Consider the following 19,635-nt stretch of genomic DNA (forward strand, 5'->3'; position numbering starts at 1 on the left):
GCCTATCTCTAAACCATGTCCGATCGCCTGCCCCTTTCCGCCTTTCGCCTGCCGGCCCTCGTCGTGGCCCTGGGCAGCGCGTTGGCCCTGGCCGCGGCCCTGATCTTCCAATACGGCTTCGGCTACCTGCCCTGCGCACTCTGTCACGACCAGCGCTATGCCCATGTGGCAGCCCTTGTGCTGGCCTTGGCAGCGTTGCTGGTCCCGAAGCGCGCACATCGGCCACTGATGATTCTGGCCGGGCTTGCCCTCCTGACCGGGGCCGGTCTGGCCGCCTATCACGTCGGCATCGAACAGGGATGGTGGCAGGGGCCCAGCGGCTGCACCACCGCCGCACTGGACGCCGCCCAGTCGCGAGAGGAACTCCGTGACGCCCTGCTGGCGACACCTGTCGTGCGCTGTGACGAAGTTGCCTGGTCCCTGTTCGGTATCTCCATGGCAGGTTACAATTTCATCCTGTCGCTGGGACTGGCGGCCGTCGCTCTGCTCGGCCCCGGTCTGGTAAAGAGGAGAGCGTCATGAGCGAGAATCCGGACAAGCCCCGTCGCCGTCCACCGCTGCCGGGCGATCCCACGCGCAGGGACCGCCTGGAGAGCATGCTGCGCGTCAATCATGCCGGGGAATACGGGGCGCGACGCATCTACGAAGGACAGCTTGCCGTTCTCTCGGACAGTCCCAGCGCCCCCGTGATCCGCCACATGTGGGAGCAGGAGGCCGAACACCTCCAGACCTTCGAGAAGATGCTGCCCGAACGGCAAGTGCGGCCGACCCTGCTGCAGCCGGTGTGGCACATGGCCGGATTCGCCCTTGGCGCCGCCACCGCCATGATGGGGGAGAAGGCGGCCATGGCCTGTACGGTCGCTGTCGAGGAGGTCATCGACCAGCACTATGCCGAACAGTCCGAGGACCTGGCCGACGAGACCGAGGAACAGGAGCTGAGGCAGACCATCGACCGCTTCCGTGCCGAGGAATTGGAACACCGGGACATCGGCCTGGATCACGAAGCCGAACAGACTCCTGGCTACGAGGCCCTGAGTGCTGCGATCAAGACCGGCTCGCGTCTGGCCATCTGGCTCAGCAAGCGGTTCTGAGCGGCCGCCTCAAGCCTCCAGTTCGCTGTCCCAGTACAGGAAGTCGTTCCAGCTTTCGTGCAGGAAATTGGGCGGGAAGGCCCGGCCATTCTGCTGCAACGTTCGCGTGCTCGGCGGTTCCGGCTCGTTGAGCGGGACCATCCCGCAATCGAACGGCATGCGGTTGCCCTTGATCAGGTTACAGCTCTGGCAGGCTGTCACCACGTTCTCCCAGGTGGTGCGGCCGCCGCGCGAGCGCGGGGTGACATGATCGAAGGTCAGGTCCTCAGCCGGCAGCCGGTCGCCACAGTACTGGCATTCGAAGCGGTCGCGCAGGAAGACGTTGAACCGGGTAAAGGCCGGTCGGCGGTCCAGGTGAACGTATTCCTTGAGTGCAATGACGCTGGGCAGACGCATGGAACAGGTGGGCGAGGAAACCTTGTGCTCGTACTCCGACAGGACGTTCACCCGGTCCAGGAACACGGCCTTGATACTGTCCTGCCAGCACCAGAGAGACAGTGGAAAATAACTGAGCGGACGGAAATCCGCGTTCAGAACCAAAGATGGGTAACTTTCGGCCGAAGCCACGTCCCCACTCCCACCTGTTTCAACATACTCAATGGGGGTCACATCCCCATAGACATGTTCTTACATAGCGGTATTTGAGAAAAGCCACAAGATATTGTGCCCAAGCCCGTGGAAAACTTAACGTCCATGTCATATTTGGGATTCGGCTCCTCAGGCCTTCCTGTCTCCGCCGGTTATCCCTGCTCCAGTTCCTTGTCGAAAACGGCCTGCAGGAATCCGGCCGCCATGACCAGGCCGTCCTGGTCGATTCCATGCTCCAGTTCCGGACGGGCATGGGTCTGTACCGGCACGCCGCAGGCGCTCAGGGTCTTCTCCGCAGCATCCATGCACTCGAACGGCACCACCGGGTCTTCCTCCCCGTGGATCAGCATGATTGGCGGACGGCTCCGAATCTCCTCGTCGAGACGGCCGTTGTCGATCAGGAGGCCGGAGAACCCGACGATGCCGGCGCAGGCGTTGGGACGCCGCAGGCAGGTATAGAGCGCTATCATGGTGCCCTGGCTGAAGGCGACGACCACAAGATCCTTTTCCTCCAGGCCGTGACGTTCCAGTTCCTGATCGATGAAGGCGTCGAGCGAGGTCCGCGCCGCCTCAGCGCCCTTGTGCAAGGCCTGTGGCTCGCGTTCCTGAAGGCTGAACCACTGATAGCCCGACGGCGCCATGTCGCAGGCTTCCGGTGCGTTGGGAGCCACGAAGGCCGCCTCGGGCAGGATCTGGCTGAACAGGGGTGCCAGCGCGATCAAATCGTTCCCGTCGGCGCCCAGCCCGTGCAGCAGAATGACAAGTTTCTCCGGCGCTTCGCCGTTCGCGGGCTCGCTGCGCGGGCCGTCGAGGGAGATAGCTGAAGACATTGAGATAACTCCGGGTTGGTGTGTTGTTTGTCCGGCAGGCGCGCCGCCCTCCGGGCTTGATTCAGGGCAGGGTGTCCGTCCCGCCTGTCGTTTCGCTGGCGAACTGGCGATAGTGCCAGAGCAGCCTGGCCGCTGCAGCGCGATAGGGGCGCCAGTCTTCCCCCAGCACCCGCATATCCTTCACCGTCGGTCTTTCAGGCAATCTTTTCAAGCGTTCCATGCCGATCATCAGGCCCACATCATCGGCCGGCCAGACATCGGGGCGACCGTGGGAGAACAGCAGGTAGACCTCGGCCGACCAGCGCCCCAGGCCCTTGACCCGCGTGATGTGGGCCACGGCGGCCTCGTCATCCAGCTCCTCCAGGACCTGGAGGTCCAGCTCACCTGCTGCCATCAGCTCCGCCAGCGAGCGGGCATACCCCTGTTTCTGGCGCGACAGCCCGGCTGCCCTCAGGTCCTCGTCGCCAAGCTGCAGCAGCCGCCGCGGCTCCAGGGGCTGGCATGCGGTTTCCAGGCGGCTCCAGATCGTGGCCGCCGCAGCCAGCGAAACCTGCTGGGCCACGATGATGCGAAGCAGCGTGGCAAAGCCCGGCGGCCGGTAGCGTAGCGGAGGCAGCCCGGCCTCCGAGAGCGCGCGCGCCACATCCTTGTCGGTCTCGGCCAGCTCCTGCAGGGCGTGCTTGAGGGAAGTATCATCCTGGATCATCAGCTGTGTCATGCGACTGGACTTTAACCCTTCGGAGAGGCTATGTCCGCCCCCATGTCGGAAACCACGCGCTTTGCCCCCTCTCCCACCGGTCGGCTGCATCTCGGTCATGCCCATGCCGCACTGTTCGCCGCTGAACAGGCCGGCCCGGACGGGCGCTTCCTGATCCGCATGGAGGATATCGACCGCGGCCGCTGCCGTCCCGAATTCGAGGGCGGCATACTGGAGGATCTGGGCTGGCTTGGCCTGGTGTGGGAGGAACCGGTCGAGCGCCAGAGCGCACATCTGTCGGAGCACGGCAGGGCCCTTGAGACACTTCGGGCCAAAGAGCTGCTCTATCCCTGCTTCTGCACGCGTCGCGAGATCACCACCGAGATCGCACAGAGTGACCGGGCGCCACACGGCCCGGAGGGCCCCCTCTATCCCGGGACATGCCGCAGGCTTTCCCGGAGCGAGCGGGACGAACGCCTGGCAGCCGGAGAATCATATGCCTGGCGTCTGGACATGGCCGAGGCTTTGAGACGCACGCCGCCGCTGACCTGGTTCGACCGGGCTGCCGGTCGACAGCAGGCGCAGCCTGATCTGCTGGGCGATGTGGTGCTGGCCCGCAAGGATATTGCCACCAGCTACCACCTCTCCGTGGTCGTGGATGATGCCCGTCAGGAGGTCACGCTGGTGACGCGCGGCGAGGACCTTTTCATGGCCAGCCACCTGCACAGGCTGCTGCAGGTCCTGCTCGACCTGCCGGAACCGGAATGGCTGCATCACCGCCTGATCCTCGATGAAAGCGGTCAGCGCCTGGCCAAACGGCACGATGCGCTATCGCTCCAGAACCTGCGTATAGCGGGGCACAGCCCGGAGAGCATCCGGCAAAGGCTTGGTTTTTCAATGCTCTGAACCCTCACCAGGCTGCAAGGAAACATGCAAGTCAGGTGACAAGAAAGTTTCATATCATTCTGATTTAATTATATACTGGATACTGAATCTCGGATAGACTAGTATTTGTCTTGCATTTGAGCTTTTAGGGGGCAGGCACATGACCTTGATGTGGCCTTTCCGAAACCTGCACTGGAATTCGGGCAGGAACCCGGCGGTCTTCTATTCCGACAGCATGCCAGAGGAGAGTAACAGCTTCTTCCGGCAATCGCTTCCCCATGCCCGTTTCATCAGGCTACTCGACTACTGGTGCAGCAAGCGGGGATCCGGGGTGCCGCGCAAGACCGATATTGACCCTGTGGAGATCCCGGCCCTGCTGCCCTTCATCCAGATTCATGCGCGTCAGGAGAATGGGCGCTATCTTTGCCGTCTGTCCGGAACAGCCATGGTCGAGGCCCTGGACATGGAAACCACGGGCCGCTGTCTGGACGAGTTCCTGCCAGAACGTCATCTGAAGAGTCGCACGAAGATACTCGACCGCAGCCTGCACAGCGGGATGCCGATCTTCTATACCGGACGCTTGGCCTTGCCGGGACGAGAGTTCCTGCCCTTCCGCAGGCTGATCCTGCCATTGAGCACGAGCGGCATCGAAGCCGACTGTGCTCTGACACTTGCCACGGTGGAAACCGTGGGCAGCCAGGCCATGGAAAAGGCGCCACCGGCCGGCATCTCCTTCCAGGTCGAGGCCAGGCCGAGTGATCTGACCCTGCCCGGCATGACACCGGCTCTGTCCTGAGGCCCAAGCAAGGCTGGCTTCAGATACTCTTTTCCGAGATCAGAACCGTGCGGATCCCGTGGATCTGGCGCAGGCAGCGTGCGATGTAGTCCGCCAGATGCGGAGTCAGCCCGCCCACCTGGAAATCCATGGAAAGCTCCCGTTGCTCGGGACCGATCCGGTCACTGTGCCAGCGCAGCGGAACCAGGCTGCGCTTGGCGAAAAGTTCCAGCACACGCGACATCAAGCCTGGATCGGCCTCGCCCAGGACGGAAAAACAGAAAACAGGCTCTCTCTCCGTTCGGCCTTCAGGCCCTTCAGAGGCAGGTGCTCCCGCAACCTGGGAAGCCACAACAGCGGATGTCATTGGAAGAACTCCGGTCTAGCAGAAAAGTCAGCGATATCTTCAGGTCCCGGCTACCGTTACGGCGCCGGGCGAATAATTCGCCGATCTGCTATGAAAACCGGATACGTCATGTTGCAAGCATAAGCAGAAGCATCCGCTCCGGTCAAGGAGTCGAGCACGGCTCAGCGCGTTCCGTATTGCCCTCCCTCTGCTTTCCGCAGTCGCTCCCCCGCTTCAGGCGAAGTGGCCCTTTTCCGGACAGCCCGATGGCCTCACATTCCGGTCGTCAGGACGAACCAACGGAAAACGACAGAATGAGCGACAAAGCCACAGCCCCCCGCTACAACGAACTGGGACAGCCGATCGGCGCCCCGCTTGAGAACTGGACGCCGCGCCCGTTCCCACCACGCCGCCCAATGGAAGGCCGCTTCTGCCGGGTCGAGCCGCTGGATGCCCGGCAGCACGGCGATGACCTTTTCGAGGCCTTTGCAGAGAACAACGACGGACGGATCTGGACCTACATGGCGTCCGGCCCCTTCGCTGACCGCGCGGCCTTCGATCGCTGGCTGTCGATCTGCCAGGATTCGGACGATCCCTTCTTCCACAGCATCGTCGACCTGGATAGCGGCCGGGCGCTGGGGGTTGCCAGCTACATGCGCATCGTGCCCGACATGGGCGTGATCGAGGTCGGCAACATCAGCCTGTCGCCGCGCCTGCAGAAGACGGCAGCCGCGACCGAAGCCATGTACCTCATGATGCGCCGTGCCTTCGACGAACTGGGGTATCGCCGCTACGAATGGAAATGCGACAGCCTCAACGCCCCCTCGCGCCGCGCAGCCGAACGGCTCGGCTTCACCTTCGAGGGCATCTTCCGGCAGGCCATGGTCTACAAGGGCCGCAACCGGGATACGGCCTGGTACGCCATCATCGACAAGGACTGGCCAGCCATACGTCAGGCCCTGGAAAGCTGGCTGGAACCAGCCAACTTCGACACTCAGGGCCGGCAGAAACAACCGCTATCCCGTTTCATGAAGCGCTGAGCCCGGCCGCAGAATGGCTTGCCGGCTCAAGAAACGGCTTTTTTCGTGGCTGTCGCCTGAGGTAAGCTGCGCGCCTCTCCTGCCATGGGGATCGCCATACTGACAGGGAGGGCCGTTTGCCGTTTGCGCTTCGGCCCCAGTTCAAAAAACAAGGAAACGATTCTTATGAGACTCAATGCGCTCAAGACCACGGCCTTTGCGCTTGCCCTGGGGGCCACCGCCGGCCTTCTTTCGGCTGGCGCCGAAGCCCAGACACGCCTGACCCTCAAGTCCGCCTCCTCCACCTCGTCCTATTACGTGATGATGGTGCAGCTGGCCGAGATGCTCGAGGATGCCACGGACGGCCAGATCCAGCCGACCGTCGAGGAAAGCCAGGGCTCGGTCCAGAACGTCAAGGAAGCTGCCCGTCGTTCCGGCGCCTTCCTCTTCACGACGCCACCCAGCCTGCTGGACACTGCACGCGCCGGGGAAGGCGATTTCGAGGGTGAGGAGGGCTACGACCGTATCCGCACCCTGTTCGCCGTTCCCTTCATCACGGTCCACTTCGTGGTCAGCGAGGACAGCGGTATCGAGAACATCGAGGATCTTGCTGGCAAGAACTTCATTCCCGGCGGCACCGGAACCTTCTGCGAAGGCCGCACCAAGGCCGTGCTCGGCCTGCTGGGCCTGGGCGAGGAAATGGAATTCTCGAACGTCGAGCTGAACAATGCGCCGGACGCCCTGCGCAACGGCCGGGTCGACGGCTACGCCACCTGTTCCTCGCATCCCGTGCCGGGGCTGGTGGAACTGGCCACCACGATGGACGTGAACATCCTCAGCTTCACCGACGAGCAGCGCGAGAAGATCTTCGCCGAGGATCCGCTGTCCGGTCCCATCACCATCGCTGCAGGGACCTATGACGGACAGGACGAGCCGGTGAAAACCGTGGCCGTTCCCGTCGGCGCCTTCGGCACCACCGACATGGACGACGACACCGCCTATCAGGTGGTGAAGTCCTTCTGGGAGCAGCGCGACGCCCTCGTCGACGAGAACCCCTGGTGGGAAGGCGTGACACCGGACCTGGTGGCCCAGATGGGCACGCCGATCCATCCAGGCGCCCTGCGCTATTACGAGGAGGCCGGGATCGAGATTCCCGACTCCATGCGCTGAGCCGTTTCCGGAACAGCTGAACGCCCCGGCCCTGCAGCGGCACCTGCCCTGCAGGGCCGGGTCACGTTCGGGCCCGAGGGAGACTCCGGGCCTGCAGCTCCCAGTCCTTTTCCAACAGAGTTTCGCCCGTGCCGGACCAAGACTCCCCTGCAGAAAATACTTCGGAGAGCCACTCCTCCAGCAGCATCATGCGCTGGGTTCTCCTGGGCTTTGCATTCCTGACCGTCGGTTTTCATCTCTACATCGCCTTTTCCGGGCTGGTTCCCAACCTGGTTTCCCGGCCGATGCACATGGCCCTGGCCGTGGTCTGGATATTCTTCCTGGGTGCCGGCACGGCGAAAACCGCAACGGGCCGCTGGCTCGGCGGCCTGATCGGCGCGGCCGGCCTGCTCTCCTGCGCCTATATCATGCTGGACCGGGAAGAGTTGATCCGTCAGTACGGCGCCCTGGAAGGCAGCCTGCAGATGGCCATGGCCTTGATCCTGCTGCTCACCGTGCTGGAAATGGCACGCCGCGCCATCAAGGCGGTCCTGCCGACAGTGGCCATGATCGTCCTGCTCTACGGCTATTTCGGCGAATACATCCCCGGCAAGTTCGGCCATGCCGGCATGCCGCCGGACTACTTCCTCGGCACGCTGACCATAACGGAAGGCGGCCTCTGGGGCTCCCTGACCGGGATCTCGGTGACCACCATTTCCCTGTTCATCATCGTCGGCGCCTTCATCTCGGCGGGCCAGGCCGGCGCCGGATTCATGGCCTTCTCGACCCAGGTTGCCGGGCGCCTGCGCGCTGGTGCCGCCAAGGTGGCGGTGGTCTCCTCCGCCCTCTACGGCACGATCTCCGGTGTCGCGGCGGCCAACACCGCATCCACGGGCATGGTCACAATTCCTGCCATGAAGAAGCGCGGCTACCCGCCGCAACTGGCCGGCGCCGTCGAGGCCGTGGCATCCACTGGCGGCCAGATCATGCCGCCGGTCATGGGGGCAGGCATCTTCGTCATGGCCGAGCTGCTGCGCATGCCCTACACGGACATCATGGTGGCCGCCACACTGCCGGCTTTCCTTTTCTTCGTGGCGGCCTGGGCCGGCGTCCATGTCTTCGCCCTGCGCTATGACCTGCAGGCCCTGCCGCGCGAACTGATGCCCGGCTGGCTGCGCGTGGCTCAGACGGTGCCCTTCTTCCTGGTGCCCTTCGGCATCCTGATCGGGGCGCTGGCCTTCACCGACTACACCATCTCCTTTGCCGCCGTCTTTGCTGCCGCGGCTGCCTGGGTCCTGTTGTTTTTCAACGAGGACGGCAGCCTGTCCATCACGGGCTGGCTGAAGCGCACCGAGATTGCGCTCGTCAGTGCTGCCAAGCAGATCGCGGTCATTGCCTCGATCATCATCTGCGCCGGCATCATCGTCGGCGTCTTCAACATGACCGGCCTGGGGGTCAAGCTGACCTCCACGATTCTCTCCGCCTCGGGCGGCCAGCTCTGGGCCGTGCTGCTGCTGACCGCGCTGGCCAGCCTGATCCTGGGCATGGAGCTGCCGACCACGGCGGCCTACATCATCTGTGTGGCGGTGGCCGGGCCGGCCCTGGTCGAAGCGGGCGTACCGGAGCTTTACGCCCATCTCTTCGTCTTCTGGTACGCCCTGCTCTGCACCATCACGCCGCCGGTCTGCGGCAACGTCTTCATCGCCGCGGGCATCGCCGAAACGCCTTGGCTGCCGGTGGCCGGCAAGGCCATGCTTCTGGGCCTCGGGCTTTTCCTGGTGCCGCTGGGATTCATCTTCAATCCGGGCTTGCTCCAGCTAGGGGTCGACCCGCTGACGGCCTTCGCGGCCACTCTGAAGGTGGGCATCGCCCTCATGTTCTGCAGCTACGGTGCCATCGGCCAGCCCGGGCGCGCCTGGTTGCGGCCCTTCGCCCTGGCGATCGGGTTGGCGCTGCTCTTCCTCTGGGGAATCTGAGGCAACGGCCTACTCGTCTTGCCTGGCCTCTCCCCCACGCTGGTTCTTGCGGAAGGCCAGATAGAACGACAGCCCCAGCATAACGGCCGTGAAGGCGTAGAGGGCAAGGGCGATCGGACTCTGGAAGAGGATCAGGAAATCACCGTCGGAGATCGACAATGCACGTCTCAGGTTGTTTTCCATCTCCGCGCCCAGCAGCAGCCCCAGGATGATCGGTACCAGGGACACCCCGATCTTGCGCAGGATGTAGCCGAAGATCCCGAAGCCGACCATGACCAGCAGGTCGAAAGTCGAGTGGCTGATGGAATAGACGCCCATGAAGCTGACCATCACCACGAAGGGCATCAGGAGCCACTGGGGCATGCTCAGCATGCGCGTGAACAAGCTGATCAGCGGGATGTTCAGCAGCAGCAGCACGAAGTTGGCAATATAGAGGGCCGCGATCAGGCCCCAGACGATGTCCGGCTGCCGCTCGAACAGTAGGGGGCCGGGCTGGATGTTGAGCGAGAGCAGCAGCGCCAGCATGACCGCCGTCGTTCCGCTGCCCGGCACGCCCAGCGTCAGCATCGGAATGAGCGCGCCACCGGAGGCCGAGTTGTTCCCGGCCTCGGGAGCTGCCACACCCTTCGGATCGCCCTTGCCGAACGAGCCGTTCTTGTCGCTCCAGCGCTGCTCGGCGATGTAGGACAGGAAGGCGCCCAGCGAGGCGCCTGCCCCCGGCAGGACACCCGAGACGAAGCCGATCACGGAGCCGCGCATATAGGCCCAGCCACCGGACAGGATATCCTTTAGCTTCGGGATTGCACGGCCCAGCGGCACCATCTTGCCCTGCAGCTGATCCATCCTTTCCAGGTACATCAGCACCTCGCTGATGGCGAACAGGCCGACGATGGCCACGATCGGATCGAAGCCGTCATAGAGATGGAAGGAATCGAAGGTGAAGCGCGCCACGCCAGTGCCCGGATCCAGGCCCACTGCAGCGATCATCAGGCCCAGGAAGGCAGCGATCAGGGTCTTGAAGGGATTGACCCCGGTAATACCGCCAATCGTGGCGAACGCCATGACATAGAGCGCGAAGTAGTCGCTGGGTCCGAAATGAATGGCCACGCTGGCCAGCATCGGCGCGAAAAGGGTCAGCCCTATGGTGGCGAAGGTGGCGCCAATGAACGAGGCGACGGCTGAAATCGCCAGAGCCTCCGAGGCCTTGCCCGCCTTGGCCATGGGATAGCCGTCCAGCGTGGTCATGATGGCCGGCTCGTCGCCCGGGATGTTCAGCAGGATGCTGGAGATGCGCCCGCCGTACATGCAGCCGTAGTAGATGCAGGTCAGCATGATCAGCGCCGAAGTCGGATCCAGATCCAGCGAGAAGGCGACGGGAATCAGGATGGCTACGCCATTCACCGGGCCCAGTCCCGGCAGGGAGCCGATCAGGGTGCCGAGGAAACAACCGAGCAGCGCCAGCATCAGGTTGGTCGGCGTCAGCGCCACGGCGAAGCCGTCGGCCAGCAGGTGCAGGGTTTCCATGCGTCAGCTCACGAATTCGGGCAGGGCGGGAAGCGGCAGGCCCAGCACCTGGTCGAAGGCCACGAAGAGCAGCAGGCTGATTGCCACACCCGACACCGCGGACCTGCCCCATCGGCCGCCCAGCAGCCGGCACAGCAGGGCCACTGCCGCAAAGGTGACCAGCAGGAACCCCAGCGGCTCCAGCGCCAGGGCATAGCTGACCAGGATGCAGACGGCGGCCACCTGGCGCAGCAGGGGAGCGCCTTTCGCCCAGGCCGGATTGGCGTCGGGACGGACCAGCAGGAACAGGCTCAGCACCGCCACCGGCACGGAGAGCATCACGGGAAAGGCCGCAGGCCCCAGAGGATCGCCGAAGCTCGCCTCATAGGTACCTGCGGTCAGTCCGTACCAGATCGCGGCGGCCAGGATAACCAGGCCGACGATGCGATCTGTCATTCGATGACCCCGATCTCCCGCGAGATCTTGTTCATCTGCTCGGCCTGCTCGTTCACATAGGTCTCGAATTCCTCACCGCCACGCCAGACAGGCACCAACCCGCTGCTCCGGGCGGCTTCTTTCCATTCCTCACTTTCGTAGAGGTCCGACAGGCGTTCCACCCAGCTGTCATAGGCCTCGTCGGAGACCTCGCCGCCGGTGTAAAAGCCGCGCCAGTTATAGCCGGTCACCTCGTAGCCCTGCTCGATGGCTGTGGGAGCATCGGGAAAGGCCGGAATGGGATCGTCCGAAAGTGCCGCCAGGATCCGGATATCGCCGGATTCCACAAAACCGGCGATCTCGCCGAGATCGGTGGCAACCAGATCGATCTGTCCGCCCAGCATCTGGGTCACCGCCGGGCTGCCGCCGTCGAACTGCACCCAGCGGATCTGCTTGTAGTCCTCCGGCGCCATCCCGGCCGATTCCGCCACCATCAACAGGCGGATGTGATCCCAGCCGCCGGCCCCTGAAGAGCCTGCCGTCGTCACCGACCCCGGATCTTCCTTCAGGGAGTCGGTCAGGTCGTCCAGATCCTTCAGCCCGGAATCCGCCGGCACCACGAGGACGCCCACATCGGTACCCAGCATGGCGATCCAGCGCATCACGTCGGTGCCCGCCGGATACTTGTCCTGGGCAATCTGCGTGATGCCCACCGTCGAGGTGGCCACCAGCAGGGACTCATCGTCCGCGCGTTTCGACATGACGTTGGCATAGGCCGTCGCCCCGACCCCGCCGGGCATGTTGGTCACCTGGACCGGCTCGTCCACCAGGTCCAGGTCATGCAGCAGCTTGCCGACCGTGCGACAGGTGAAATCCCAGCCGCCGCCGGGATCCGCCGGAGCAATGCACTCCGCGGCCTGTGCCTGGAAAGCACCCAGGGATGCGAAAACCACCGCGGCGCCAAGCACTTTGGATATGGCTGTCATGTTGTTCCTCCCAAGCTTTCTGTTATTCGCCCTGCTCCATGGCAGGACATCTTTCAGCCGCTTTCCGGAAACCGGTGCGCGCCCCCTGCCCCGTCCTCCGGGGTCAGTCCCCTTGTCTGCCCGGCTCCGCAAAGGCCCGGGCTCCGAATATCCGGCGAGAGTCGCTGATCGCGCTCAGGATCCTGTCACGCACGTCGCGCCCATGCAGGCGGATCGCTCGTGCGGCAGGCTCTTCTTCCTGGCGGCGAATCAGGTCGACGATCTCGCTGTGCTCACGATGGGCCGCCTCGCGCGCCTCTTCGGAAGAGGCCAGCAACCAGCGCGGCCGCAGGGTCCGGTTCACTGTATCGCGCACCGCCTCGCAGAGGAACCGGTTGCACGACAGCGCGGCAATGCGGACATGCACATCCAGCCCGGCCTCGAACCAGTCATCGGGCGTGAAGGCGGCAAGCCCGCGGTCGACGGTTTTCTGCAGGTCGTCCAATTCTTGTGGCGTTGCATTGCGACAGGCCAGGCGAACGGCTGCGTCCTCGACAATCTCACGGTAGTCGAAGATCTCACGCAGTTCGCGCAGATCGAATGGGGCCACGGCGTAGCCGCGGGCCGTGCGCACCACCAGCCCTTCGCGGATCAGGGCGGCCAGCGCCTCGCGGATCGGTGTACGGGAAATCCCGTAGACGCCCTGCAAGCCGCGCTCGGAAACCACCTCGCCCGGGGCCAGTCCCAGCGACAGGATGTCGGCGCGGATGCGTGAATGCGCAAGCCGACCAAGGTTGCGCGCGGACGGTGCCCCTTCATCCTCCCCGGAGTGCTGTGCAAGCTGTTGTTCGGCTTCCTTCATTGACCCTCCAGAGCAAATGGTATACCGCTTTGGTCGACCAAGGCAACAGCTGTGAAAAGCTCATGATGGTATCATCTGACAGCACTGCGATCCCCGGTTTTCCCGACAAGGTCGAGGTTGTCGACGTGGGGCCACGCGACGGCCTGCAGTCGGAAGGTACCTGGATCGATACCGAGCAGAAGGTTGCACTGATCAACGGCCTGATCGAGGCCGGCGTCCGACACCTTGAGGTCACCTCCTTCGTCTCGCCGCGTGCCGTGCCGCAGATGAAGGATGCGGCCGAAGTCATGGCCGGTATCGATCGCAGCAAGGGCGCCGTCCTGACCGCGCTCGTGCCCAACGCCAGGGGCGCGCAGCGCGCGGTGGAGGCCGGTATCGACGCCATGGTGGTCTTCATGTCGGCCTCGGAAAGCCACAACCTCAAGAACGTCAACCGGACGCGCGAGACCTCCCTGGAAGGCTTCCGGGAAATCTGCCGCATCGCCGAACCGGCAGACGTCCAGGTCTACGGCGCCATTGCCACCGCCTTCGGCTGCCCCTTCGAGGGCAATGTGGCCGTGGAGGACGTGGTGGATGTTGCCAGGGCCTACCGCGACATGGGCATCACGAAGATCTCGCTGGGTGACACCACCGGCATGGCGACACCACCCATCGTGCGCGAGCGCTGCCAGGCCCTGAAGACCCATGTTCCGGAAGCGGACATCGCCCTGCATTTCCACAACACCCGCGGTGTCGGGCTGGCCTGTGTCTATACCGGCCTGCTGGAAGGCATCACGCGTTTCGAGGCCAGCATCGGCGGGCTGGGCGGCTGTCCCTTCGCGCCCAAGGCCACGGGCAACATCTGCACCGAGGACCTGGTCTACATGCTGCACGAGAGCGGTGTTGAGACCGGCATCGACCTGGAACGCCTGATCGCCGTCTCCCGCCGGACTGAGCAGATGATCGGCCGCAGCCTGCCGGGCCAGGTCATGAAGGCCGGCCCGCGGCTGGAACTGCACGACACGGGCAGCGTTGCGACAGCCGATGCGCGGGCTAATGGGTGAAGACGCCGCGTCCCCTGCCAAGGCGCCACTCGAGGGCATTCGCGTCCTGGACCTGACACGCGTCCTCTCCGGCCCCTTCTGCAGCATGATGCTGGGCGACATGGGCGCCGAGGTCATCAAGATCGAGCCGCCCAAGGGCGACCCGGTGCGCGAACAGGGTGCCATGCCCAACGGCTTTTCCTGGTATTTCGCCGCCTTCAATCGTAACAAGAAGTCGATCGTGCTCGACCTCTACAGCGAGGCGGGCAAGGACGTCCTGGCCCGCCTGATCCAGGACGCCGATGTCATGGTCGACAACTTCCGCCCCGGCGTCTTGGCCCGCATGGGCTTTGACGAGGCCCGGTTGAAGGAGCTCAACCCGCGCCTCGTCACGGCCAACATCAACGGCTTCGGCAGCACGGGCCCCTATGTGGACCGCCCGGCCTTCGATTTCATTGCCCAGGCGATGAGCGGACTGATGAGTGTCAACGGCGCGGAAGGCGAGGACCCCATGCGCACGGCGCAGCCGATCACTGACCTTGTGGCCGGCCTCTACTGCGCCTTCGGCATCGTCAGCGCCCTGCGCGCGCGCGACCTGAATGGCGAGGGCCAGCACGTGGAGTCCGCGATGGTGAACGGCGCCATCAGCATGATGGCCTACCTGGCCTCGGAATTCCTGGCCACCGGCAACCTGCCGGAGCGCACCGGCAACAACCACCCGCTGGTCGCTCCCTACGGCCTGTTCAAGACTTCGGACGGCGAGATCGCGGTTGCCCCTTCCAACGACACCATCCTGAAGCGCTTCCTCGATGCCGTTGGTGTGGGCCATCTGATGGAGGATCCGCGCTACGACAATAACGAGAAACGCTTTGCGCGGCGCAATGAGCTGCAGGTCCTGCTGGACGAAGAGATATCGAAGGAGGCTCAGGCCGTCTGGATTGACCGCCTGAACAAGGCGGGCGTGCCTTGCGGCCGAGTCCTGAACCTGGCCGAAACCTTCTCTGACCCGCAGGTACAGGCCCAGAAGATGGTCATCGACGTGGACCAGCCGGGCTATGGTCCGATCCGCATGCTGGGTTTCCCCGTGAAGCTGAACCGCACCCCCTGCGAGGTGCGCCAGCCGCCGCCGGAACTGGGGGCCGACACCCAGGCCATCCTCCAGCAGAGTGGTTTCTCATCCGAGGAGATTACCGCCCTCCAGCAGGACGGCGTGGTCACCCTGGGCAAGCGCCGGATATCACTGGGCACGAACGAGTAATTCATTCCCTGCAAGGGTCCCTGCGTACTCCGAGGTGGCAAACTCGCTTGCAGCGCCAGGTCACTGTTCCCGGAACACTCGTGCGCAGATCACCCCATGTATAGGTTCTTGAAATTCCCGTCGAACAGCAATAGAGTGATAATAGAAATCATTCTCAATTTCTGTCTGAACACTGTGCCACCTGCGTGCAAGCGCGGCAAGGTGGCCTTCATCAGCGAGCCCACGGTGCCGCGCAATTCCGAATTCCTCAAACTGTACCTGACGCATCGAGGCGAGTTGGTGAACTACGCCAGCCGAATCCTCGGCGACCGAGGGCACGCCGAGGACGTGGTGCAGGAAGCCTACCTGAAGTTCAACGCAGCAGCAGAGGAGCGGTCGGTTTCCGAGCCTCTCGCCTATCTTTATCGCATCGTACGCAACCTATGCCACGACCTGCAGCGTGGCCTGCAGCGCGAATGCACCCGGCAGGAGGCGGGGGAAAGCAGTCTGCTCCATGTGGTATCAGAGGAGAAGCCCAGCCCGGAAAGCGAAGCCAGCGGCAAGCAGGAACTGCGGATCCTCGCCGAAGCCATGGCGGAATTGCCCGAGCGGACTCGTGTCGCGTTGGAGATGCATCGCTTCGGCGAAGCCACCTTGAAAGAGATCGCGGCCCAACTCGGCATCTCGGTTGGCCTGGCACACAGCCTCGTCGTGCAGGGCCTGGAACACTGCCGGGAACGGCTGTATCGGAAAAGGTAGAGACAATTTTTGAGTTTCCGGACGCCCCGAACGTCTAATCAACAAGACACGAGATCGTTCCGGTCTGCGCAAGTACTGAGCGAAGATACGGAAGTCGAGAAATGCGGAGCTACAGAGAGAGATGACGGAGTGGAGGCAGCCTGAAACCGCCAGCGAATGGCTGATTGCCTTGCGGGAATCTCCGGAAGACACAGAGCTGCGTGCCGACTTCAACGCATGGCTAGCCGCCGATGCCGAAAACCAGCGGGACTGGCAAGAGATCTCCCGGACCTACGAACTGCTTGGGCACACAAGCCCGATGCCGGGATTGGCCGCAGCGGAACATGCACCGAAACGGCGCAATGCGATCTCCCGCAGAGCCATGCTTGGCCTCGCCGGTGCCGGGATCGCCGCTTCGCTGGCGGTCTTCGTCGTCATCGACGCCGCGCCTCCTTACGACGCCGACTACACCACCGGTACTGCAGAGGACAGGCGAATAGAACTCGCTGATGGCAGCAACCTGCACCTGGGTCCCGAAAGCGCCATTGCGGTCGACATCGATGACGAACGCCGCGTGATCCGCCTGTTTGCGGGCGAAGCCTACTTTGACGTTGCTGGGGCACCCGATAGCCCCTTTCACGTCGTCACCGAAGACGTCGAGGCCCGCGTTATCGGCACCACCTTTGAGATCCAACTGGCCGATGAAAGCACCACGGTCGCCGTGCAGGAAGGCGAGGTCGAAGTCAGCCGCCTGGAAAGCGGAAGCGAGGCACAACAGCTGGAGGCGGGTGACTGGCTGCGCCTGGCCGCCAACAGTGCCCAGCAACGAGGCCATATCCCGCCCGACCAGATTGCCGCCTGGCGAAGCGGGCGCCTGATTGCGAAGGACCGCAGCGTCGCCGAGGTCGTCTCCCTGCTCCGCCGCTATCATTCCGGCATGGTCCTGTTGCCCAGCGAGGAGTTGGCACGGCAGTCCGTGACCGGCGTCTACACCCTCGCCGATCCGATCTCGGCCTTGCGCGCCATCGCCAGCGCCCAGGATGCGGAATTGCAGGAGTTCACGCCTTGGGTCGTGGTACTTTCGGAGTGATCCCAACAGGCCCTCTCGGCACTTTTTCAAAGAAAATTTGAAAACCCTCAAAGCCATGGCGTCCCTTACATAGGGCTGCAGTTGCGTCGTAGTTGCAATAACGGGCGCAAGCGAGCTGCGCACGAAGCAATAATGGGGGATGAAACATGGCTTGCAGTGAACCGTCGAGCTTGGGTTGGAGCAGAGTGAAGCTCAAGAGCTGCGCATTGGCTTGCGTGCTGGCGATCGCGTGCGCAGGGACAGCCGACGCACAGACGACGTCGGAGAGCCCAACCGAAACCATGGAGATGCGTAATTTCGACATACCAGAACAATCCCTGCCTGACGCTCTGCCCCTGTTCAGCGAACAGGCGGGCATGCAGGTCTCGGTGCGCGGCGACCTGGTGCGCGACGTTTCAACGTCCGGCGTTTCCGGCTCCATGCGAGCGGATACGGCCCTGCGCCAGTTGCTTGCAGGAACCGGCCTCGCCTACGAGATCACGGATGAGGGCGCCGTGATCTTCGAGCAGGCGGAAAACCCCGATTCAGGCATGATGCTCGACACCATCACGGTCGAAACCACCAACTTTGCGGACGAATTCTTCGGCGCGGCAGATCGCGCGAATTCGATCTACATCGGCCAGCAGGACCTGGAACGCCGCAATCCCTCGACCATGCGCGACGTCTATGCAGGCGAATCCTCTGTCTCGGTTGGCGGCGCGATCCCGGCCTCCCAGAAGGTGTACGTCAACGGCATCGAAGAGAACAATCTGGCCGTTACCCTCGACGGATCGTCCCAGAACAACACGGTGTTCCACCATAATGGGAACAACCTGATCGACCCGAGCCTGCTGAAGCAGGTGCGGGTCGAGCCCGGCGTCGCCTCCGCGGATTCCGGTCCGGCCGCCCTGGGTGGCGCCATTGTCTACGAGACCGTCGATGTCGACGACGTGCTGGCGCCGGACCGCAGCATCGGCGGCTTCGCCACCAGTAGCTTCAACACCAATGGCAACGTCTTCACCAACGGCATTTCGGCTTATGGCCGGGCCGAGGGCTTCGAGGCGCTTGGCTATTTCAAATACGGCATAGGTGACGATTACGATGCCGGCAACGGTGATCGCGTCTACGGGACCGAAACCGATTTCTTCAGTTACCTCACCAAGGCCGCCTACGAATCGGACAGCGGTCATCGAGTCGAACTCTCCGCCCAGGAAACCCACGATGATGCCGACCGCCCTTACCGTGCGAACATCGGCCGCCTCATCGGGAATCCCGCTCCGGTGGTCCGCGAGTACAATCTGAAAAGCCGCAACTATGTCTTCAACTACTCCATGCCGGAAGCCGCCGGTCTTTGGGATCCGGAAGTGGTCTTTTCCTACAGCGATTCGGAGATCGGAGTTCCGGAGCCATACGGCAGTGTCGGCACCACCGGCGGCTTTTCCGGCAAGGTTGAGAACGACTTCAACTTCGAGGGGGACAACACCGTCACGGTGGGCTCCGATTTCTACGACAAGACCGCACGTTACAAGGACCCGACGTATGATGCCGAGGAGCAGGCCACCAACGTTGGCATGTATGCCCAGGCCCGGCTCGAGCTCCTTGAGCCCCTGCGCCTGTCTTTCGGCGGCCGAGTCGATCACCAGTGGTTCGAGGGTGTCGACGGCAGCGACTTCGAGAACATCGGCCTCAGCGGCAACATCTCCGCTGCCTTCGATGTCACGGATTACCTGACCCTGCGCGCCGGATACTCCAACATATGGGGGGGCATTGCCCCTGCCGAGAATTTCATCATGAACCCGGATTGGAACTATGGCGACGGCATAGACCCCGTCCGTGCAGAAAACTTCACTGCCGGGTTCGAGATCGCCCATGAAGGCTTCACCTTCAACGCCGGCATCTTCCGCAGCTACTTCGACGATGCCCGCGATCCAAGCTACAACCCACCTGGCGACGGGTCCAACAGCACCATCGACTTCGACACCAAGGGATACAGTTTCGGTGCCGGATACACTTGGGGTCCCGGCTTCGTGCGCGCCAATTTCACGGACAGCGAGATAAGCCTGGACGGTCAACCTGCCACCTCCTATTCCTCCCAGTATTTCGGAGCCCCCCTCGGCCGAATCATCGACATCGAGGCCGCGCACAGCTTCGACGACATAGGGGTCACGGTCGGAGGTAACGTGGAACTCGCGCTCAGGAACGAGGATACGAAGGAGTCCACGGGCCAGGCGATGGACGCCTATCGGGTTGTCAATATCTTCAACGAATATCGGCCGCAATTCGCCGACTTCATGACCCTCCGGCTCGACGTCAAGAACCTCTTCGACGAGACCTATGCGGACCGCGCCACATACGGCCAGGATTTCTCGACGGTGGTTCCGCTGTATGAATCGGGCCGCTCCTTCATTCTCAGCACACGGCTACAGTTCTAGGCGGGCGTCCGCTTGC

The 19,635-nt window shown here is 63.4% G+C and carries 20 protein-coding genes; 12 read left to right on the forward strand and 8 right to left on the reverse strand.

Annotated features, from left to right (window positions below):
- The first annotated feature begins 15 nt into the window (after window positions 1–15).
- Window positions 16–522, forward strand: a complete 507-nt coding sequence (locus ACFOW6_RS00075) for a disulfide bond formation protein B (protein WP_382419891.1) — start codon at window positions 16–18, stop codon at window positions 520–522.
- Window positions 519–1,091: a demethoxyubiquinone hydroxylase family protein gene (locus tag ACFOW6_RS00080; protein WP_382419893.1), complete on the forward strand. Its 573-nt coding sequence runs from the start codon at window positions 519–521 to the stop codon at window positions 1,089–1,091. Before ACFOW6_RS00075 ends, ACFOW6_RS00080 begins: the two co-directional genes overlap by 4 nt.
- 9 nt (window positions 1,092–1,100) lie before the next feature.
- Here ACFOW6_RS00080 and ACFOW6_RS00085 read toward each other — a convergent pair whose 3' ends face one another.
- From ACFOW6_RS00085 to ACFOW6_RS00095, 3 genes are all read right to left on the reverse strand, one after another.
- Window positions 1,101–1,658, reverse strand: coding sequence for an HNH endonuclease (locus ACFOW6_RS00085; RefSeq protein ID WP_382419895.1), 558 nt, complete (start codon window positions 1,656–1,658; stop codon window positions 1,101–1,103).
- 173 nt (window positions 1,659–1,831) lie between these two features.
- On the reverse strand, window positions 1,832–2,509 hold the full coding sequence (locus ACFOW6_RS00090) for an alpha/beta hydrolase (RefSeq protein WP_382419897.1): 678 nt from the start codon (window positions 2,507–2,509) through the stop codon (window positions 1,832–1,834).
- A gap of 61 nt (window positions 2,510–2,570) precedes the next feature.
- Window positions 2,571–3,227, reverse strand: coding sequence for a DNA-3-methyladenine glycosylase family protein (locus tag ACFOW6_RS00095; RefSeq protein ID WP_382419899.1), 657 nt, complete (start codon window positions 3,225–3,227; stop codon window positions 2,571–2,573).
- 30 nt (window positions 3,228–3,257) lie between these two features.
- Here ACFOW6_RS00095 and gluQRS point away from each other — a divergent pair, with 30 nt between their 5' ends.
- Window positions 3,258–4,112: a tRNA glutamyl-Q(34) synthetase GluQRS gene (gene gluQRS / locus ACFOW6_RS00100; protein WP_382419901.1), complete on the forward strand. Its 855-nt coding sequence runs from the start codon at window positions 3,258–3,260 to the stop codon at window positions 4,110–4,112.
- Window positions 4,113–4,260: 148 nt separating this feature from the next.
- A complete protein-coding gene (locus ACFOW6_RS00105) occupies window positions 4,261–4,887 on the forward strand; it encodes a PAS domain-containing protein (RefSeq protein ID WP_382419903.1) in 627 nt (208 codons plus the stop codon).
- Window positions 4,888–4,906: 19 nt separating this feature from the next.
- Here the strand turns inward: ACFOW6_RS00105 and ACFOW6_RS00110 are convergent, their stop codons facing one another.
- Window positions 4,907–5,233: a hypothetical protein gene (locus tag ACFOW6_RS00110; RefSeq protein WP_382419905.1), complete on the reverse strand. Its 327-nt coding sequence runs from the start codon at window positions 5,231–5,233 to the stop codon at window positions 4,907–4,909.
- A gap of 293 nt (window positions 5,234–5,526) precedes the next feature.
- On the opposite strand from ACFOW6_RS00110, the gene ACFOW6_RS00115 reads away from it, so the two are divergent.
- The 3 genes from ACFOW6_RS00115 to ACFOW6_RS00125 all read left to right on the forward strand — a co-directional run bounded on the left by ACFOW6_RS00115 (window position 5,527) and on the right by ACFOW6_RS00125 (window position 9,356).
- On the forward strand, window positions 5,527–6,252 hold the full coding sequence (locus tag ACFOW6_RS00115) for a GNAT family N-acetyltransferase (RefSeq protein WP_382419907.1): 726 nt from the start codon (window positions 5,527–5,529) through the stop codon (window positions 6,250–6,252).
- A gap of 165 nt (window positions 6,253–6,417) precedes the next feature.
- Window positions 6,418–7,401 (forward strand): TAXI family TRAP transporter solute-binding subunit, encoded by a 984-nt coding sequence (locus tag ACFOW6_RS00120; RefSeq protein ID WP_382419908.1) that lies wholly within the window; start codon window positions 6,418–6,420, stop codon window positions 7,399–7,401.
- A 188-nt stretch (window positions 7,402–7,589) separates the two neighbouring features.
- Window positions 7,590–9,356: a TRAP transporter permease gene (locus ACFOW6_RS00125; RefSeq protein WP_382419910.1), complete on the forward strand. Its 1,767-nt coding sequence runs from the start codon at window positions 7,590–7,592 to the stop codon at window positions 9,354–9,356.
- 9 nt (window positions 9,357–9,365) lie between these two features.
- On the opposite strand, the gene ACFOW6_RS00130 is transcribed toward ACFOW6_RS00125, so the two are convergent.
- The 4 genes from ACFOW6_RS00130 to ACFOW6_RS00145 all read right to left on the reverse strand — a co-directional run bounded on the left by ACFOW6_RS00130 (window position 9,366) and on the right by ACFOW6_RS00145 (window position 13,121).
- Window positions 9,366–10,880, reverse strand: a complete 1,515-nt coding sequence (locus tag ACFOW6_RS00130; RefSeq protein ID WP_382419912.1) for a tripartite tricarboxylate transporter permease — start codon at window positions 10,878–10,880, stop codon at window positions 9,366–9,368.
- 3 nt (window positions 10,881–10,883) lie between these two features.
- The gene (locus tag ACFOW6_RS00135; RefSeq protein ID WP_382419914.1) at window positions 10,884–11,315 is read right to left on the reverse strand and encodes a tripartite tricarboxylate transporter TctB family protein; all 432 of its coding nucleotides are present in this window, start codon (window positions 11,313–11,315) and stop codon (window positions 10,884–10,886) included.
- A complete protein-coding gene (locus ACFOW6_RS00140) occupies window positions 11,312–12,280 on the reverse strand; it encodes a Bug family tripartite tricarboxylate transporter substrate binding protein (protein ID WP_382419916.1) in 969 nt (322 codons plus the stop codon). Before ACFOW6_RS00140 ends, ACFOW6_RS00135 begins: the two co-directional genes overlap by 4 nt.
- A 103-nt stretch (window positions 12,281–12,383) precedes the next feature.
- Entirely contained in the window at window positions 12,384–13,121 is a 738-nt protein-coding gene (locus ACFOW6_RS00145; RefSeq protein WP_382419918.1) for a GntR family transcriptional regulator, read from the reverse strand.
- 62 nt (window positions 13,122–13,183) lie between these two features.
- Between ACFOW6_RS00145 and ACFOW6_RS00150 the strand changes: the two genes are divergently transcribed.
- From ACFOW6_RS00150 to ACFOW6_RS00170, 5 genes are all read left to right on the forward strand, one after another.
- Window positions 13,184–14,164 carry a hydroxymethylglutaryl-CoA lyase gene (locus tag ACFOW6_RS00150; protein ID WP_382419920.1) on the forward strand — a complete coding sequence of 327 codons (981 nt, stop codon included), beginning with the start codon at window positions 13,184–13,186 and terminating at the stop codon, window positions 14,162–14,164.
- Complete coding sequence (locus ACFOW6_RS00155; protein ID WP_382419922.1) at window positions 14,157–15,401, forward strand: CaiB/BaiF CoA transferase family protein; 1,245 nt, start codon at window positions 14,157–14,159, stop codon at window positions 15,399–15,401. Before ACFOW6_RS00150 ends, ACFOW6_RS00155 begins: the two co-directional genes overlap by 8 nt.
- Window positions 15,402–15,536: 135 nt before the next feature.
- The gene (locus ACFOW6_RS00160) at window positions 15,537–16,139 is read left to right on the forward strand and encodes a sigma-70 family RNA polymerase sigma factor (protein WP_382419924.1); all 603 of its coding nucleotides are present in this window, start codon (window positions 15,537–15,539) and stop codon (window positions 16,137–16,139) included.
- A gap of 121 nt (window positions 16,140–16,260) precedes the next feature.
- The gene (locus tag ACFOW6_RS00165) at window positions 16,261–17,208 is read left to right on the forward strand and encodes a FecR family protein (protein ID WP_382419926.1); all 948 of its coding nucleotides are present in this window, start codon (window positions 16,261–16,263) and stop codon (window positions 17,206–17,208) included.
- A 281-nt stretch (window positions 17,209–17,489) separates the two neighbouring features.
- A complete protein-coding gene (locus ACFOW6_RS00170; protein WP_382419928.1) occupies window positions 17,490–19,619 on the forward strand; it encodes a TonB-dependent receptor in 2,130 nt (709 codons plus the stop codon).
- Window positions 19,620–19,635 lie beyond the last annotated feature (16 nt).

The organism is Fodinicurvata halophila, from assembly GCF_042651425.1.
GTDB lineage: Bacteria > Pseudomonadota > Alphaproteobacteria > Kiloniellales > DSM-21159 > Fodinicurvata > Fodinicurvata halophila.